Source organism: Nostoc foliaceum FACHB-393, assembly GCF_014698505.1.
GTDB classification, from domain to species: domain Bacteria; phylum Cyanobacteriota; class Cyanobacteriia; order Cyanobacteriales; family Nostocaceae; genus Nostoc; species Nostoc foliaceum_A.
In genome coordinates this window covers 1-18,042 of record NZ_JACJTD010000095.1, presented here as the reverse complement: position 1 = coordinate 18,042, position 18,042 = coordinate 1, and the positions used below count along the sequence as shown (strand labels likewise).

Genomic DNA, 18,042 nt, shown 5'->3' with positions numbered 1-18,042 from the left:
TTCATCTATAAATATGCAGCCGTAGGTGAGAGACTGAGTATTCAGCTTATGCAAGCTGTCGATAGTAATACTAAGGGCTTGAGCCTGGGCTAAACCTGTGTAACCCAAGTCTGAATACATCGCCGTCTGCAAGCGTTCGGCAAGATTTTTCAGCAAATTTACGCGATGTCCATTGTTGAGGAACCGCGCGTCGGGGTTTTGGTCACGCCACCAGCGCATGAGTTGGGTTTTACCAGTGCCCATATCGCTCCAGAGTACGACTAGTCCTGATTTTGGGAAATTGAAGGTAGGGGATTTCTTCGATTTGGATGAATCAACTCCGCCAGAATCCGTAGACTCCTTGTTTGGAGGATGTCCTTTTATAGATGGCGTGAAAAGTTGTTCCTTTTCAAGCTCATAAAGCTCAGGCAAATTGCATTTTTCTTCAAGTTCAGGAATGCACAAAGCCTCAGAGAGATACTTGACATTAATAGTGACATCTGGCTGGTACTTGCTTAACCCCCATTTCTTAGCCCGATACGAGCGCTGGTAATCTTTGAGTGATTTGGCATCGTCTATAATTGCAGTTAGTAGTGCATTGGCATCTTCACTGCGACTAACTACAAAATCATCAACGCCTTTTTCTGGCCCCGGCAGTAATGCAACTTCACATTCACAACCAGCCGATTCGATTGCTTTTGCAGTGCGAACAGTGGCTTGAAACACCGACCACCTGGTTTTAGAAGAAGTTTCGTAGTCAAAAAGAATTATGAACTTGCGCCCCGCCTGAGCCATTGGTACTAAGTCAGGATGCAACCGTTCATCAAAATCCTGTTTGCCCACGCGCCCGTTCCAAATTCCCGGAAGTGCGATCGCTACAAACCCCAGACTCAGCAAGCAAGCGGCTTTCTTCTCCCCTTCGCATAAGATAATCGGAATCTCTGGATGCTGTTTCACCCACTCCCAAAATATTAGTGGATTGAGTTGATCCAGCAAGCGCAATGCTAAAAGCGAATGATAGCGCTTAATTAAATAACGCTTTGCAACTTTGTCCCAGATGGGGTTAGCGACATCAAAGTAGGTAACGCGGTTGGCGGTTTTGGGTGGTGACTCATACTTAACGGACTTACCTGTTTGCCAATCAATGCGCGGGAAGTTCGGTTTAATCCGTCCCCATTCCATTGGTTGCCAGTTTTTGAACGGGTCAAGTGACTGAATCCACGTCCCACCCAGTAATAGATGCTGATACATTTTTATGTATCCATCTGTTACCCGACCCGCATTCTTACGTGGTATTTTATCAGATATGAACAGGAAATCATAAACTGATTCTCCCTCAACGTGAAAGAAGTTGCGCTTAATCAACGCCGGATGAATGGCGCTACCAGCTAACAACTCATGGTATTCCGCTGCCGTGAGATTGTTTGGATATTCAGTTGAAGAGGCATTCATCGGTTCTCCCCTCGGAATTCCTTAGAGAGAACTCTTTCAAGCTGCGAAACCCTTGCTCTAGCAGTTCGCCATCCCAAAATTGCTGGGTGGAGGTCGGCAGGGGAGCAGGGGAGCAGGGGAGCAGAGGATAGGCTTATACAAGTTCTTTCCCCTCTGCCCCTCTGCCCCTCTGCCCCTCTGCTAACCACCATGCAAAGTTGACTTGCCAGACTACTAGCCTGGATATTCCGAAAATTTCCCTTCGTCACAGCACAAAATTGCCATGCGAAAGCTGCACTCGACCCCATACGCTCTAACACTGCGCTCTTGGGGCGTTCTCTGTTTTTCACTATATTTTCCCTGATAACTCGGTTTACAAGTTCAGAGGGGGTTGCATCAGTTATCAGTCAACAGTCAACAGTTAACAGTTATCAAAGACTCTGACTGATAACTGATAACTGGTAACTGGTAACTGGTAACTGTTATTCGCGCTGCTACTGCTTTATGCTACAAAATTCAGAATTTTTCTTAATCAAACTTAACCTATTTAAATCTTTTGAATTTCAACAGCAAAAATTACCACACGAAACGCACCAGTTTCGTGTGGCTTCTCGTATAATACGAGAAGCAGCGTGGACTCAATCTCTTTTTACCAGTCAGTGGAAACAAGTCGCCAAACTTTAACTACCACTGCTTTGGTTGCTTTGAGATAACCCCGCTCTAAAATTATTCGGTTTTTTGAGCCTTGGACAAAGCGCCTACTCTCTAGTGGCATTTTGTCCTTTAAATTTCTGGTGTTGTTGTGTATCTCCCTCCATTTGTTGTTCGTTTTGATCTTACAGAACTTCTGGTCGTCTGGTATCTAACGTCGTTTTGATTTTTACTTGTGACCTCCATATTTGCTAAGGATTGCTTTATGGGTAATCGAGGGTTGGTAGCACCTCTTTCTGTGTAGGGTGTGATTACCCTGGCTCAAGCAGTACCAGGCGTGGCTGTTGCTTCTGGTTTAGGCTTGCGCTGAAAAACTTACTTGTATATTATTAGGTTTATCCAATACGAACCTATTGTCTGTTTGCTGACCGATTTGAAGAGTGATTGTTGCTATACATTGGGGGTAATTACTAGCACTGTCAGTCAATTTCTTCCAAACTTTGGGTTTTGTGACTGAAATGATTTGTCCGTCACAGTCAATATCAAATTGCTGCCAGCTATTCTCCAGTATCTCGGCTTGAGGAAGTTCGCTGATTTTTGTGGTAATCTCTAGTTTTCCTGTAATCATAGATACCTCTGTTATGATGCGATTGGGAAATTGGATGAAGCTTTGGATGTGTATACCCACCCTTGTGGATCTGTTTTAATATACTTTTTCACTACTGGTTCTAAATTAAAGCTGATTTCTTCTGTAATAGGGTCTTTAATAGTTTCAATTAATGAGTGTTTTTCAAGTACCTCTAATGCCTTAATTAGCTCAAATTTTGAAACTGACGTTTGCGGTTCACGATTCATATCATTTAATAGTTTAGCAAAGCTGACGTATTGTGAATTTAAAGTTACTTCCTCTGTTAAATAAATCATAATTCGCTTCTGAATTCTGCTCAATAATTGACTAAATACATGATTCAGCATTTCTTGAAACTGGTCACTAACTAATGTAGTTGGGTTTTCAAAAAACTTTTCGGTGCTACCTCCAAAAAAGTGATGAATTCGATTAATTACTGCTTTTAATTCTGAAGGATTACCTCTATAAGTTTTAATTAAATCATTGCATTTTTCTTGATCTATTAATCCTTTGCTAGATAAAAGCTGTAACGCAGCGTCTGCCTCTAACCCTTCAATTCTAAGAAAATCGATAGGTAATTCAGCTGCTATTAGACTCTCAATCTCATCAGGAAAAACTCGGCTAGTTATGATTACGCAGCTTTGACACAGCTCCTCTGTTAAGCGACGAAAAAATAATCCATAGTCTCGTCGATACTGAAAGTTACTTGTTTGAAATAAAGCTTCAGATGCATCCAATACGAGCAAGCAGCGACGTGATTGCAACTGCTTGATCAATATCGAAATCATAGACTGTGTATGCTCAGGCAAGCTTGAAGATATTTCTGTAGGTTGGATTAACTCTATCAAATCACCTACTAAGTCTTGAACTAATGGTGCGTGGGCCACCGATTTCCAGATTAAACAATCAAATCTAGGCTGAGACTCCAAACTAAGTTCTTCTAATAGTTTTGCTGCTAATGCGCTTTTGCCAATTCCTGCTGCCCCTACTAGCAATATGGATCTCTGCTTAATCGCTAACTCTTTTAAATGTATTAGTTCTTGTACACGACCATAGAAACTGGACACATCAGGTGATTTAGTACCAATCACTTGTATCCGATTCTTAGCAGGGTATGTTTGTTGTTCATGTATGGCATCTTGAAACTGATACTTTTTTGTTACTCGCTCTAAAAAATACCGCAAGCTTTGTTTTTCAACTCGTTCGCCATCTCCAATCGTTGTTGAAAGCATATTCCACAGGGGAGAGGCTACTCGTCGTTGCAAGTAGTTAAGACTGTAAGTCGAATTGCTTGCTACATCCTTATACTCCTTTCCATCCCAAGCTGCTTTAATAACAAGAATCTCAGGCGGAGACAAGCGTTTGCGCCTTTCGGTTAACACTAAGTTGTCTACCACAGCCAAGGCATCTTCAAAAGTTACATCTGCTGAAAATCTTTGCCCTAAAACTTTCTGTTCTTTCACAAGAACAGAGGAAGCGTTAGTAGACTTAAGTCTTGATTCAGCACTAAAATCCATATCTTTATAATTTTTGTTAGTGTATTTATCGTATGAGGATTTTTTATTGTAGATTAGAGCTAGCTCAAGTAAAAAGTATACTGCACCTCTAAAAATATACTGCACTTTTATGATACTTGAGCGTTGTTCATAATTGTTTACATTACACATTTATCATAATATTTTCTAATAAAACCACTTAGACCTTCAAATAGGTCAGCAACCCTTAGTTTCTTGCCGAGGTCTTTAGCTCGGATTTATCACTCGTTTTCTCAAACCCTTAAATAACGTAAATTCAGGCGTTTCACACTGGATCAAAATTTTTAGCTGTCAGAAATGACTGAAAGATATTTTGGGTAGAGGTTACGATGAATCTGATGCCTGCGGTAAGCGTAGCCATTGTGGGACTTGTGAGAAATGTGGGTTTAGGCAACTAATGTTTAAGTCTTAGCTGACCAGACTACTAAATACTACATAAAGCTGACGATTATGAATACACATGTACAAAATAAATATTTACTAGGTAAGTCTTCATGTTTTAAACCCGGAGGAGGAAGGCGCGAGGAAGTTTTGTGAGTTACTGTATCAATCCCCTATGCTCTCACCGTCAAAATCCAGACAACGTTGAAAAGTGTGTATCGTGTGGTACTTCACTACTGATTAATAACCGTATCCGTCTAGTCAAACCATTAAAAGCGCTTACTGATAATCCATACAACTACTTTGATGTTTTTGAAGTAGATGACACTGGTACTAAGTGGCATCCAGTTCGTGAACAACGAGTCATGAAAGTTCTAAAATGGAATACACCTAAGCTTGTAGAGTTAATTGAGCGGGAATCTCTCACGTTACAACTAATTCGACACCCAAAAATTCCTCGCAGTACTTTAGATGACTATTTTACTTTTGTTCCAAACAATAGTCTTCTAACATTACATTGCTTAGTTATGGATAAATTTGAGGGACAAAACTTGGAGGAATGGATAGAATTTAATGGGAAAATTTCACAATCTCTAGCATTAGAATGGCTTAAGCAGTTAGTTGAAATTCTTGATACAGTACACCGCTCTAATTTTTTTCATCGAGATATCAAACCTTCTAATATAGTTCTTCAGATAAATGGTCAACTGGCATTAGTTGATTTTGGTACTGCACGGCGAGTAACTGACACCTACCTAGCAAAAGTTAGTGGAAGTGGGGGAACTAGTGCAGGCAGGGGAGGAGTATATGAAATTACAGCTGTTGTCACACCTCGTTATACCCCTTTAGAGCAGATAAATGGACAAGCAGTACCTCAATCAGATTTTTATGCTTTAGGGCGAACCCTTGTACATTTAGTTAGTGGTATGTCACTAATGCGTCTGCCAACAGATAAGAGTACAGGAAATTTAATTTGGCGAGACAAGGCTTCACAGATAGACAGACCTTTCGCTGATTTTATAGAAGATTTAATGGCTCCCTTGCCAGGGCAACGCCCGCAAACTACAGGAGTAATTTTGCAGCGTTTGGAGCGTTTACCATTTAAATCAAAACTTAACCGACTAATTAAATCGAGGTTATTTAGAGTTGGTGTAGGCGTATTCGGGTTTTTAAGCATCGCTAGTTTGATATATGCGTCCCTACCTTTAGTAGCAAATTATTATCTAAATGAAGGTAAAAAAGCTCAACAACAAAATAGGTCTGAGGAAGCAAAAAGTTATTTTCAAAAAGCAGTTAATTTGAATAATAAGTTAAATCTTAAAGTAGCAACCTCTTTTTTTGAGCAAGGTGAAAAATCACATAAAGAAAATCGTATTATAGATGCTGAAAAAGACTTTGAAGCAGCAGTCAAATACAATCCTAATTTAACTTATTCAATCTCTAAGTTCTACTTTGAGCAGGCTGATCGGCGCGGAATAGCTCCTGAAATTGCTAAAAAATACTATCTACTCGCTATCAAATTTAATCCTAAAGATGTAGTCATTTACAATAACTTGGCTTTAGTATGTCAAGACTTAGGTGATGACAAGTGCGTTAACGATAGTTATGAAACCCTGTTTAAATTAAAACCTAATGCTTGGGAAGGGCATTACGGATTGGGAAGTTTTTACGATGATCGAGGCGAATACACATTAGCAGAAATCCAATATAAATTGGCTATACAAAATAGCAACAAAGACGCACAACCCCTTAATAATCTATCAAGATTAAAGAATATAACTGGGGATTATAATGCAGCAGTTGGTTTAGCTCTAGAAGGCTTAAAAAAAACTAAAGATCCTGAAAGACAAGCTACTTTGTACAAGAATTTAGGGTGGGCGAAATTAGGGCAAAAGAAATATGGCGAAGCGAAGGAATATTTAGAAAAAGCGATTAAATTAGACTCCAAAAGAACAGATGCTTACTGCCTGCTAGCACAAGTACATGAAGTTTTGGGTGAAATTAATCATGCCAGGATATCCTGGGAAGTCTGCTTGGTTGCTGAGTCTAACCAGTTAGAGGTTCAGAAATGGAGAAAACAAGTATTAAAGCGGTTATTGGGAGATATTGTGCCGGAATCTTCACCATAGGCTTTTTTTTGTTCCCTAATCCCGTTATGCTACTAACTTAAAGATAACCAGACAATATTTTCAATGCCCAATCTAGCCACACCGGACTCAACAAACGAAGTAGGGAAAAAAGTCTCTAGAGTTCCATTGGTAACAATTGCATCAATAATGCTTCTATCAAACTCTGGCGGCGCATTGGCTCAACCCCAACTAGTAGCAAAGCGTGTCTGCATTAATGAAGTTGGTCGAATTATCAGCTCAGGCGATCGCTATCTAGCAGTCGGAAGCGAGATTTGTCTAGGAGATAAGATTAACCCAGCTAATGGAAGTACGGTTAAGGCTGTGTGCTATTCGAGTCGCCAGGTTTTAGAATTTCAGCAAGGTGCTGTTTTCGGTGTCTCAGGTATATGTACGCCGCAACAGGTTCAAGCAGAACGACGGCAATGTACACCTCTAAACCGGAATGTCTGTCCGAAGATGAAAGGGCCAAGTGAAGATCAAGATTCACTAAAGCTGATTACTCCCTACGGAAATATACTTTTAAATACCCGACCGACAATTTCTTGGCATCCTGTTAAGAATGCTACCAGCTATACAGTAGAGATCACTAGTTACGAATTTCACTGGGAAGCAGAAGTAAAAGATACTATACTGCCCTATCCAAAAAAACGAAAAGAATTGGAGTACAGTGCTGCGTATACAATTACAGTAACTGCAAATAAAGGTGACTCTCCTATTAATTCTCCTGGAAAATTAGTAGTCCATGTATTGCCTGAAAGTGATGTTAAACAGGTTTTAGAGGAGGTGGATGTAATTAACAAATTAGGCTTATCTGCCGACGAAGCTGCTTTTCTCGATCTAGATATTATATATATGTCAAAAGGGTTTTTAAATGAAACAATTAATTCATTAAAAGCAAGAGTGGCAGCAGGTAGTAAAAATCCGACTCTGTTTAGAGTACTAGGAGATCGTTATTTGGACGCATGGTTACTAGATGAAGCTTTTCGTGAATATAAAATGGCAGAGTGGTTGGCGAAAAGTAGTGGCAACTCTAATGAATTAGCTCAGGTGCAGTCACGGCTAAAATTGATGAAATCTCAAAGCCAACCACCGATGAGGAGGAAACCTGCCCAATAGTAAGGGTGGGAGTAATCTGGATTTGATAACAAACTTAATTGTGCAAGACGTAGTGCCTCTGTTTTAGTTTTACCATCTTTCAACTCCTTGTAAAATTCTTTCATGAGCATAGCGGTAGATTTATCATCTACGCGCCATAAAGTTGCGACAGTACTCCTTGCTCCTCCTTGGGCTGCGATCCCAGCGATTCCTAATGCCGAGCGCTTATTTCCCTTAGCTGTCTCACAACCACTCAAAACCAATAACTCAATTGCATCTTCATTGATTTGATTTTTTTGTTTGAGTAAACTGTCAAACTCTAATAAGTTGATTGGCTTGTCCCAGCTAAAAAACATTGTCAGTTGAGGAACCGAATTAAATTGAGCATGAGTTGTTAAGTGAATAATTGGAAAAGTCTCTCTACTTACTTCTTTTATAAAACGCTTATAAGTGAATTCTTCATTGAGTAACGAGAGTGAAGAATTGGTTTGCTCTTTGACGTTTGCTATTTCTTCTACCACAGATGGCAGTTCTGTCAGGTATGAAGGAGCATTTGCGGCTTTGAAGCTGGGACTAGATTTAGAGAGTCCAGCAATTAAAGCTCTTAATTGTTTTCTAAGTAAAAGTTTGGGCTGCCGAACTTTAGAACCCAAAGTCTCAGCAATGTTGTAGTGCTTCAGTAAATAATCTTTTCCATCATGAAGCAAGCCCATAGGTAAACTTTGGAAAGATGTATCTAAAGTAAACACTAATGTTCCATCTAGGGGCAAATATTTCTTTATAGGTGCAACAAGCAAATTATAAAGTGCTTGAGAATAATCAAGAATAACCTGGATTTTAGTATTAGCAAAATTCTGATCCTGTAAAGTTTGTAAAAGATGATCTGCATGAAATTTCACTAACTTTGGAGCAACAGAGTGGTGGTGAACGGATTTGTCAGGTGACTGAACAACCACCTCTATACTATTGCCTAAATCAATAATGTGAATTACTGAAGGAATGCTATCTAAATTTTTCAAATCATTCAAAGCCACAAGATTTAGCTTGCCACATTGAAGATAATTTTCCAATTTTGCTATTTGCAGTCTTTCATTAGTCTGAATTATGCGCTCCAAATTAGGATTATAATCTGTTAGGAGCAATCGCATATACTCACGATACAAAGGCTCTACTTTTTCTTTGAATGAGAACTGTAAATTTGTATTATTTGACAAAAGATTGTTGCGAACTTGAGTCACGTTTTCAATTGCGGCACTATAAGCTTGGAGAGCCTCTTTATATTTTCCCTGCTCCTTGTACAAAATTCCTAATTCATGCTGCCATTGATAGGCAAGATCCCATGCTTGAACTGATTGAGCCAATCCCAAAGCCTGTTCAAAATATGGTTGTGATCGCTCTAGTTTTAACTTTCCTAAAGTGCCAAAACTCTCTGACTGTAATCTCTGACTATTAGTGCTTTTAGCCTTTTCTAAAGCAGATTCAGCATATTCAATAGCTAGGGAATGGAACTGTTGTCCTGGAATTTTATTTAAACTTTTAGCGAAATTCAGCTTGGCATAAACAGAATAGCTGGTTGGTAGTTGAGAAAAGACAGAATTATTTTCCAACAGTAAAGCTACAGATGGCTGTATCTGTTGAGTGATTAAAGTACGAAGGGAGGCTAATTTTGTATTACCTGAATTGGACTCTACTACCAACCACTGATCAAAGTCCACCAGTAAGCTCAAGCGATGTAATTGAGCTTGCAATTTTATTTCCTTTGGAGCATTTGAGGTACTAATCACTTGTTGATAAATATCGAGAGACTCAAGTACCTGTTGTTGAATGAAAGTGACAAATTGTTTCTGGGAAATGGGTTCTTCTATTTCAGAATATTGATTCCGTGCTTGTTTGTAAATATCCTGTTTAGTACTACCTAATGAAAGCAGAATGCCACTAGTATCAATAGAAGGGATAAACTTAGCAGCAGATAATATTTCTGACAAAACTTTTTTTGATTCATCAAGCTTGCCTAACCGACGCAAGACTTCTCCTAAGTTGTGCAATCCGAGCAAATTTAGGGGTGAAGTAGTTTGCTTATTGATGGCTGCCGTCAGCATTTTTTCCATATATTCAGTAGGTTGCTGTGGCGTATTGGCGCAAAGAGAAGTATTTGCATTTAACTTCAAAGCTGACAAAAGCGTATTACATGCACGAGGATACAAACCTAAAGTTTGCAGAGCAATGTTTTCATTGATTAAGCTTTTAGTAAGTAACTTTTGATCGTTTAGTTGGCGGTAAATTATTGTGGCTTTTTGCCAAGTTTCAAGGGCTGATGCTGCCTGACCTTGATTCAATTGATCGTAACCTTTTTGAGTCAACAATTGTGCCTGCTTTTGTTGTTGTGTTGCTTTATTTACCTCCTGAGCTAATATAAAGGATGGTTGGGTGATAACTATGGATAAGCCGAGAATGACTAACAATAAATACTTGAACCAATACCGATATTTAAGCATTTTCGCTCCATTACCAGTCTTGCTTATACAAAAAACTTTTAACGACACGCCAAGGCAGATAATGAGCTATTAGGGGTTGCTGTATTGTTTTGTGCAGTTAAGACGACATTCCCATCAAGATTTATTATCCAACCCTGAGCTTCTATTATCTGTATAGGTTCTTCAGTTTGTGATGCCTTAGATGCCTCTAAGTTATTATTTTTGTGGATTGCAACAGAGTTATTTTGCTGTTCATAATTCATATATGGCATATCATCAGAATTAGCTGGCAGTCCACCGGTGCCAACATTCACAAATTTACTGATTGGCATACCTGAATTTTTTTGACAAACTGAGGCTATTTGAGGAGCTACTGGAATCGATTCTGATTTGAGTTTAGTAGGATAAATTTCACCACCAGTATTGTTAATGCTAACAGTGCCGTTAATTCCGTATTTAGAACTTGCAGAAATTTGACTGTCACGAGTAATAAAAAGTCCTCTAGTATTAATTAGCACATTTCCTCCATGCCCATAGAAAGCATTGGCAGCAATACTGCTCTTCCCCCAAGCACTTAATATATCTGCATTGATGTTCATATTACCGCCATTGCCTCTACTACCTGCGGTCGTCGTTACAGCACTGTAATTACTTAGCTGCAAATACCGTGCATTCACGAAAATATTACCGCCTTCGCCGTTAGCAGTAGTTGCTGTAATGGCACTTTTTTTGTTTAAAGAAACAGAAGCAGCATTGATTCTGAGTGTTCCAGCATCGTTAGAACCGTCATTTCTCACGTTAACTTCAGCACCGTCTGTAACACTCAACTGGCCAGTATTAATCGTCACGTTTCCAGATTTTCCAGAAGGCACTGGAGGGAGTCTGTATAACTTTTGCAAGGTTGGAGAGACGATATTAGCACTGGAGATCACCAAACTAGGCTCTCCAAAACCAAGTATCTTACCACTTACCTCTACAGATTTAAAGGCGTTAATCGTAACACTACCGCCCTCCCCACTTGCTAAAGTAGAAGCGTCAACCCTTCCTCCATCTCGAACCATCAACTTTGATGTACTGATTGTTAGGCTGCCAGCTTTGCCAGCATTGAGCGATATGGAAGATAAAATACTTGGCTGAAAGGTTATTGGTGAAGCTCCTATTATTTCTAGAGAGTCAGTTGCACTTACAGTCACATCTCCTCCTCTACCAGTTCCAAAGGTTGAAGAGGACAAGTTACCTCCATCCGTGGCAACGAATTGCCCTGTTGACACTGTAATATTGTTTGCGTTTCCAGAATTGAAAGTTGCAGTACTGATAGTACTAAAAACAGCAGGGTCAAAAGGCGAAACCCCAAGCAATTGTATAAAATCAGAGGCATTCACATTTATATTGCCACTTGTTGCAGCACCAAAGGTTAAATTATTTATTTGTCCTCCATTTTTAATAATTACCTGTTTGGTTGAAATTGCAATGTCTCCAGCTTTGCCAAATCCCAAAGTTTCGCTCCGCAAACCACCAGCTGTCCTAGCAATTGGATCGCTACCACTCACTGACAAAGACTCGGAAGCATTCACGTTTAGTGTGCCTCCTGGTAGTGTTCCTTGATTTTGATTTAAGATTACTGAGCCATCTGTAAGCGTAACTCTGCGTCCCTCTATCTGTATAGATCCACTGCCAATGCCACTAGTATTAACTAGAGCGCGTTTTGAGAGGTTAATATCTTGGAAATAAGGTACATTTTCATAGCCCAGTTTCCAGCCAGAGGTCGTAGGATTAATACTGACTGAACCATTGCTGAGGCTACCCAATTCAATTCGCCCTCCCCTAGCCGTTATCACACCTCCCTCTAAAATTACATCACCACCAACAATTGCTACAGTTCTTTCTGGTTGCACTTGTAAATTTGCGGCGCTACTACTTGTGATTAGAGGAGAAAAAGGAGGGCCAATTAGATTGTGACCTGTACCTTGGATGCGAATTGTACCGGGATTGCTATCAATTTGCAGTCCTATAGGCACACTTACTGTTAGTAAAGGATTAGGTTGGGGATTGTTTGTACTAAATTTAGTATCATCAGCAAAATGAATTTGATTTGCAGTAGTAGCTAGAAATGAACCACCAATATTTAATTTGGCATTATTACCAAAAATAATGCCATTGGGATTGAGCAGAAACAAATTAGCCGTGCCATTGGCTTTGAGAATGCCATCGATATTAGAAATAGACTTCCCAGTAATACGAGTAATAATGTTTTGGATATTTATATCGTTGTTAAAGTAAGCTTCATTTCCAGTAAGCACGGAAAATCGTTCAAAACTGTGGAACAAGTTGCTCCCTTTTATAGTGCCACCTTCTATGCGGTTAGTATTACCTTCATGTTCAACATTGGAATTAATAGGTAGTGTTTTATCTGGTATGATCTGTGCGTTAACTGGCACTGAAATGAGTAGTAAATAAGATATAACGCCGCTTTTAAAACCCGATAACAGAACAGTATATAGTTTCAAAAGACCTCTTTTATATTTAAAATAAGGTTTGGATACTTGTAGGTTAAAACTTGTAAACTCAGCCAGGTCATCTAAATGGCGCACAAGAGTATAGCAGTATTGTACAACTTAAATATTCGTAATTGAAAGAGTACAATACAGCGATAAAGGTTAATGTTAATAAGCGCTCAGTTGGGATATTCATACTTCATAAACAGCACAAAAGCTTTCGTTAACCTCTTTCGTAATTGGGATAGTCCAAACTTTGGCTTGAGGGATGGTGGTAAATCTTTAAAATTAACGGATACAAAGCCTCTTTTAATGTAAAAATTCACCAATTGATGTTTTAAGCATTTTAAATAAAGCGGTTGACTAGCTTGAGTAATTAAATGCTGTATCAAAACAGTCCCTAAACCACGGTTTCGCCAAGTCGGTGCAACAAATAAACTGCCTAGCTCTTGTGCTAAGTGAAAGTTTCGGATCTGCCCGAAGGCTACTAAATGTCCATCACATTCAATGACCCAAAATTGCTGCCATCTTAATTGACTGGGGTCTAGCCTTGCTCTAAACACAAAAAATACTATTAACCACATATCAAAAGGCTTGGCCTTACGAAGAACATACTCAGGTGGCAACGAAAAATTACACTGTATCATTTATCAAACCATAATTGGACAATCGCAATGTACCTTGAATGGTTTATTTTTTACCAAAATTATGGGTTTTGTCAACTTTTTGTGAGTGCTTTAGATGCGCCGACACTGCAAAAGAGCTACTTTTGTTTGATCCTTGAGCGCACCAATATTTCATTACTAAATTACTTTGATATTTTTTAACCACAACCAGCTTACCAACTAAGTCTGTATGGCGCTTGTTAAGTATTCAAGCGTTAGTATAGATGTTGAAGTTAGCAGTATCCGGTATCTGTAGGTTGCGATCGCGGATACTGCCTTTGCTTGTAAGCTTTAGTTTGGCAATGTTTGGAATGCCAGCAATGTATTTTTTGTAACTCATATAAATTAGGGAAACTCAGCTAAATCAGGAACACACAGGAAACACAACAGACAATTGTTCTTCATTGAAAGCAGTTGTTTGTACTATTATTGACAGCGTTGTTAACTACTGACAAAAGTAGTTATTTGCGACAAAACCTTCTTTTGTCAGAATTGCTAATTTCGGACTACCTTAGCAAGGGAAAATCATGATTTTCATCTTGAACTTAAGCTGCCAACATTTATTAGCTTGATATTAGATGTTGAATATCTTAGAAAATTTTGATAAACACGTATTCTTTTGCACCGATGTTGACCAGATGCTGCGCTAGGGCTAATTCTGCATCACCGGAACTGGTGGCTATTTCCCAACCGACTCCAGGCTGAGGGCGTTCTTTGGGCAGGAAGAAGATGATTGATGGGGACTTTTGGTTATCCTTTATAAGTGTCAATGCTGTTGGTATTGGTGAATAGAGTGCAGAGACGGAAGGCGTACCAACACAGATAATAGAAAGGGATAACACTGCAAGTAAAAGAGGATGGTTGATAGCCATATTAAATATATACTTTGATTGAGTAGCAATTGTATGGTTAACCCTCTTTTGTCACTCTAGGCAGAGGAAAAATATAAATTAGGGTTACTGAAATTATGAAAAATTGAATAAGTAAGACTATTGACAATCCTTTGAAGCGTAGAAAAGCCATCAGATAGCTGAGGAATTTTAAAGACTATTAGCCAAGGTTTAATTAAATTAAACAGTACGAAAGGTTGAATTATTAAACGGAGGTTATTAAGAATACTATTCCAACCATTCCCATTATCCCACCAGGGATGCGATGAGAAATTGGATTCAGATTGTGGGGGAAATTTAAGTAATTGTTCGGAATGAAGACTAACCAAAAGATAAGCACTAAAAACAATTTCCCACCACTTCTCTATTTGTGAATAATGAGTTAAGCGAAAATCTGCCCACCCTAATTCATTTTTACTTTGTTTTAACCCATATTCTACCCAAGTTCTTAAACCATAAAAATTGCCCACGTCTCTTGGAGTAATGTCTGGATATTTACTCATGACATACCAAGTCGTGTTTTTGGGAAGAACTTCAATATCCGTTGTTATTTGCCAATACCTGACTTCGGATTTTTTGCTACATATTATCTCTCTAATATATCTATTTTCTGAACTTAAATCTGAAAAAACACGCCGAAATGTTTGCCAGTTTGAATATTTTATTTTCGAGCCTGTAATTCCCCATGCTCTATGGTTTGAGCGAATCGCTACAATAAAATTAAGCTCTAATTCATTTAATACGCTTAAAAAATTTTTACCACTTTCACCATATAAGCTATCCGCCAGGACAAGATTGAATCTAAACCCCTTTGACCGCAATTTTCTAATCATTGCTCCGGCGATTTCAGGTTTAGTTAAATATTTTTCTCCTGGTTGTAGTCTTTCCCTTGGTTTATATACTTCAAATATTAGAGGAAACGTCATTCCAGATAAAACTGCATATGCCGTGACTGCCACAATACCATTATCTGTTTTACCTAAATTTCCAATGTACTGTCGTTTCACATAATCAGTCTTATTTCCTTTTTTCTTATTACCTGTCTCATCAATGATTAGTATGATTGGGCGACCTTGGAGTATATATAATATTAATTCTAACCTTTGCCTCCTTAATTTTTTGACATCCCACGGTGATTCTGTTAAAAAATGATGTAATTTTTGATGATTATCTAACCCGACAATTTTCGCTATTTCCGGTAGGGTTTTACGTTTTACTTCAGTTACACATCCCATATGTAAGTACTTAAAAGCTTCAAAGCTTCTCACTTCTGGAAATAGTTTTTGATATAACTGGCAGTATTCGTCCACAAATTTTACTGTAGGTGCAGCTGGGCGACGCTCAACCATACTCTCTGTCTTAGTTTTTGCGATCGCACTCAATTATACTTTGGCGAGAGTGACAAAAGAGGGTTAAGATTGTACTATCTTGTATAACTGACAATACGAAGCCAAGATATTATTCATCATCATAATCGAAATTATCATCACCATGTTCTTCATACCACTTTCTTTCTTCCTCCAAAGCGATTTCTCTCTCGATGATTTTTTTTTCTAAAATTTCCCTTTCTAGAATTTCACTTTCAAGCTTTTCTCTTTCAAATCTTTCTCTTTCTACTCTTTCTCTTCTCTGCCTTTCTTTCTCTTCTCTTTCTCTCACAAGTTGAATTAATCGCTGTTCTACTCTCTCACAGTAGAAGTCCAAGATTTTACCAGTGGCTGCTCCGGTAATCGCACCACCAGCCAAAAATATTATTACAGTTTTCCAGCCTTGAATGGGATTACCGCTCCACTCCAAACTACCCTCATTGAGCCACACTAGTAGGAAGTAAACGAGAATTCCAATAACAGTATTGATCAGTGCAAAAACTCTCGGTGTCATCTGGGTTTGACGGAGTATCAGCCATTGCGCCAGACTGAGAATCACACCAAAGATGACGGCAGCGATTGCACAAAGAATAACATTACCTGGAAAAGTGAACGGATCTACCGCAAATTTAATGATTAGCGTGATAATAATTGGGGCAGAGAGCAAAAAGCTCAGGAGTAGGCTAGCACTAATCGCAATAAACCAGTAACGACCGAGATAACCCAGGCGAAATTCTAACAACGACTCTTGTACTCCAAACAAAGTCATCCAAAATGCAATACCCGCAGTTAAATAATCAAGCATTAGCCGTTGTTTTACCCATGTGCTGAAGAGGGTATTTTCTAGAATAAGCTGAAATTGAAGTCAGTTGTCAGTTGTCACAAGTCAGAATTGAATTCAGGTTCCTGACTTCTGAAGTCTTTCTTGTTAACTGTGGTATTGGACTGATTTTCGTCAAAGTATTCTTTCATCGGTGCAAAATATAAAAAGCAGTGAAAAACCCCAACCTGTTTAAAGGATGGGGGCATAAATAAAAACTCTATATTTCCATGATGACACAATTCAATATTTGTTCGACTGCTGTCAGCCTAGAGGTGAGGCAATGAACAAACCCCCATCCAGACGCAAGAAAGTTATCCCTGGGGCATCTGGTGAACCAAAGCCAGCAACCGACTCTGCTCTCGAAAATACTTCTAGCGAAGACAACCCAGCCTCAGCAACGATTACGGTTACTGCTGTTGAAGTTACAGAGTTGACCGAAGAAGAACAAAGCTTACGCTTGCAATTGGAACGTCAGGTAGAAAGGGCATTTTTGTCAGCAGGTCAGGCGCTGATGGAGTTGAGGGACAGACGGCTGTACCGTTCCACGCACCGTACTTTTGAAGAATACTGCCGCGATCGCTTCAATTATAGTCGTGACGCGGCGTACTTGAAGATTTCAGCGACTGTGGTTTATGAGAATCTTCAAAAGTTTTTGCCGACCAATGGTCGGCAAATTCCAATGCCGACCAACGAACGACAATTGCGCTTTTTGGCGAAAGCTGAATTGGAACCGGATGTGCAAGCGGATGTATGGCAACAGGCAGTAGAGCAAGCTGGCAATAAGATTCCATCTGGTCGCATAGTGAAAGATATTGTAGATAGGATACGCGAAAGCACGAAAGTACCCAATCCTTACCATATTGGTGAAATATGCATTCTTTTGCCAAAGGATAACCCAGACTTGAGAGGTAAAGCGGGTTATTGGGGCGTGGTAACTCATGTTGGGCAATACAGTTGTACAGTCCAGACCTGGGACGGTGACTACACCGTGAAGATTGAACACCTGAAATCACTCGAACTGCTTGATGAAGATTGCCAATTCATGCAGCAGCTATGTGTGAGGTTACGGCAGTTAAATCAAGTGGACAGCCGTGACTCTTCTGTGGATTGGCTGTTGCAGGGGTTGGGGAAACAAGCTAAACCGTATCTGTCATCCTTGCAGGCAAAATTGCTGGCGGCTGTGGAACGGGAGTACAAGATCGAGTGGAGGCAACAGAAATGATGGTGCAGTTAGGAAACAATAATTTAATGCAACAAAGTTCACTTATCGAGTTTAGTTTCAAATATTTCTCGCCACAATTCAAATTCCGGACAATTGCACCAAAGGGTAACGAACCCATCAAAAAGTTTAGTTTCTGAATTTTCAACTCCTCTTGGGAGAACTTGGATCAAGATAGGAATATCCAAATCACATTTCCAATTTTCTATTTCTTTTTGAATTTGGGCAATAGTGTCTTGATGGAATCCTCGGTCGTTGTTGGAACACTGAACAAGTAAAC

Annotated in this window: 15 protein-coding genes and 1 pseudogene; 3 read left to right on the top strand and 13 right to left on the bottom strand. The window is 39.2% G+C overall.

The window, feature by feature from the left end:
• From H6G92_RS35225 to H6G92_RS35210, 5 genes are all read right to left on the bottom strand, one after another.
• Positions 1-1,431, bottom strand: a 1,431-nt coding sequence (locus tag H6G92_RS35225) for a DUF3854 domain-containing protein (RefSeq protein ID WP_190901102.1), incomplete at its 3' end; no start/stop codon positions are given.
• Entirely contained in the window at positions 1,428-1,760 is a 333-nt protein-coding gene (locus H6G92_RS35220) for a hypothetical protein (RefSeq protein WP_190901100.1), read from the bottom strand. The genes H6G92_RS35225 and H6G92_RS35220, both read right to left, overlap by 4 nt.
• Before the next feature lie 299 nt (positions 1,761-2,059).
• Positions 2,060-2,185, bottom strand: a complete 126-nt coding sequence (locus H6G92_RS40650) for a hypothetical protein (RefSeq protein ID WP_277926863.1) — start codon at positions 2,183-2,185, stop codon at positions 2,060-2,062.
• 231 nt (positions 2,186-2,416) lie between these two features.
• The gene (locus H6G92_RS35215) at positions 2,417-2,689 is read right to left on the bottom strand and encodes a fertility inhibition FinO-like protein (protein ID WP_190901098.1); all 273 of its coding nucleotides are present in this window, start codon (positions 2,687-2,689) and stop codon (positions 2,417-2,419) included.
• Between the two features lie 11 nt (positions 2,690-2,700).
• Positions 2,701-4,356, bottom strand: coding sequence for an NACHT domain-containing protein (locus tag H6G92_RS35210; RefSeq protein WP_242059445.1), 1,656 nt, complete (start codon positions 4,354-4,356; stop codon positions 2,701-2,703).
• Between the two features lie 401 nt (positions 4,357-4,757).
• Between H6G92_RS35210 and H6G92_RS35205 the strand changes: the two genes are divergently transcribed.
• Positions 4,758-6,734: a protein kinase domain-containing protein gene (locus tag H6G92_RS35205; RefSeq protein WP_190901096.1), complete on the top strand. Its 1,977-nt coding sequence runs from the start codon at positions 4,758-4,760 to the stop codon at positions 6,732-6,734.
• A 147-nt stretch (positions 6,735-6,881) separates the two neighbouring features.
• A complete protein-coding gene (locus H6G92_RS35200; protein WP_190901093.1) occupies positions 6,882-7,850 on the top strand; it encodes a hypothetical protein in 969 nt (322 codons plus the stop codon).
• Here H6G92_RS35200 and H6G92_RS35195 read toward each other — a convergent pair.
• The 7 genes from H6G92_RS35195 to H6G92_RS39980 all read right to left on the bottom strand — a co-directional run bounded on the left by H6G92_RS35195 (position 7,811) and on the right by H6G92_RS39980 (position 16,525).
• On the bottom strand, positions 7,811-10,324 hold the full coding sequence (locus H6G92_RS35195) for a CHAT domain-containing protein (RefSeq protein WP_190901091.1): 2,514 nt from the start codon (positions 10,322-10,324) through the stop codon (positions 7,811-7,813). The two genes, H6G92_RS35200 and H6G92_RS35195, sit on opposite strands and share 40 nt — an antisense overlap.
• A gap of 38 nt (positions 10,325-10,362) precedes the next feature.
• Positions 10,363-12,741: a two-partner secretion domain-containing protein gene (locus H6G92_RS35190; protein WP_190901089.1), complete on the bottom strand. Its 2,379-nt coding sequence runs from the start codon at positions 12,739-12,741 to the stop codon at positions 10,363-10,365.
• 236 nt (positions 12,742-12,977) lie between these two features.
• Positions 12,978-13,445: a GNAT family N-acetyltransferase gene (locus tag H6G92_RS35185; protein ID WP_190901087.1), complete on the bottom strand. Its 468-nt coding sequence runs from the start codon at positions 13,443-13,445 to the stop codon at positions 12,978-12,980.
• A gap of 226 nt (positions 13,446-13,671) precedes the next feature.
• On the bottom strand, positions 13,672-13,803 hold the full coding sequence (locus H6G92_RS40645) for a hypothetical protein (protein WP_277926859.1): 132 nt from the start codon (positions 13,801-13,803) through the stop codon (positions 13,672-13,674).
• A 250-nt stretch (positions 13,804-14,053) separates the two neighbouring features.
• Positions 14,054-14,335, bottom strand: coding sequence for a hypothetical protein (locus H6G92_RS35180; protein WP_190901085.1), 282 nt, complete (start codon positions 14,333-14,335; stop codon positions 14,054-14,056).
• Positions 14,336-14,391: 56 nt separating this feature from the next.
• A complete protein-coding gene (locus H6G92_RS35175) occupies positions 14,392-15,702 on the bottom strand; it encodes an IS701 family transposase (protein WP_190901083.1) in 1,311 nt (436 codons plus the stop codon).
• Positions 15,703-15,811: 109 nt separating this feature from the next.
• On the bottom strand, positions 15,812-16,525 hold the full coding sequence (locus H6G92_RS39980) for a hypothetical protein (protein ID WP_242059444.1): 714 nt from the start codon (positions 16,523-16,525) through the stop codon (positions 15,812-15,814).
• A 298-nt stretch (positions 16,526-16,823) separates the two neighbouring features.
• Here H6G92_RS39980 and H6G92_RS35165 point away from each other — a divergent pair, with 298 nt between their 5' ends.
• On the top strand, positions 16,824-17,765 hold the full coding sequence (locus tag H6G92_RS35165; protein WP_190901081.1) for a hypothetical protein: 942 nt from the start codon (positions 16,824-16,826) through the stop codon (positions 17,763-17,765).
• A 38-nt stretch (positions 17,766-17,803) separates the two neighbouring features.
• On the opposite strand, the pseudogene H6G92_RS39120 reads toward H6G92_RS35165, so the two are convergent.
• Positions 17,804-18,042: pseudogene (locus H6G92_RS39120) on the bottom strand (hypothetical protein); the annotation flags it as partial.

Coding starts and splice junctions, on each gene's coding strand:
- H6G92_RS35200 (WP_190901093.1), top strand. CDS start 6,882: ATGCTTCTATCAAACTCTGGCGGCGCATTGGCTCAACCCCAACTAGTA.
- H6G92_RS40645 (WP_277926859.1), bottom strand. CDS start 13,803: ATGAGTTACAAAAAATACATTGCTGGCATTCCAAACATTGCCAAACTA.
- H6G92_RS35210 (WP_242059445.1), bottom strand. CDS start 4,356: ATGTGTAATGTAAACAATTATGAACAACGCTCAAGTATCATAAAAGTG.
- H6G92_RS35175 (WP_190901083.1), bottom strand. CDS start 15,702: ATGGTTGAGCGTCGCCCAGCTGCACCTACAGTAAAATTTGTGGACGAA.
- H6G92_RS35180 (WP_190901085.1), bottom strand. CDS start 14,335: ATGGCTATCAACCATCCTCTTTTACTTGCAGTGTTATCCCTTTCTATT.
- H6G92_RS35185 (WP_190901087.1), bottom strand. CDS start 13,445: ATGATACAGTGTAATTTTTCGTTGCCACCTGAGTATGTTCTTCGTAAG.
- H6G92_RS40650 (WP_277926863.1), bottom strand. CDS start 2,185: ATGCCACTAGAGAGTAGGCGCTTTGTCCAAGGCTCAAAAAACCGAATA.
- H6G92_RS35165 (WP_190901081.1), top strand. CDS start 16,824: ATGAACAAACCCCCATCCAGACGCAAGAAAGTTATCCCTGGGGCATCT.
- H6G92_RS35195 (WP_190901091.1), bottom strand. CDS start 10,324: ATGCTTAAATATCGGTATTGGTTCAAGTATTTATTGTTAGTCATTCTC.
- H6G92_RS39980 (WP_242059444.1), bottom strand. CDS start 16,525: ATGCTTGATTATTTAACTGCGGGTATTGCATTTTGGATGACTTTGTTT.
- H6G92_RS35215 (WP_190901098.1), bottom strand. CDS start 2,689: ATGATTACAGGAAAACTAGAGATTACCACAAAAATCAGCGAACTTCCT.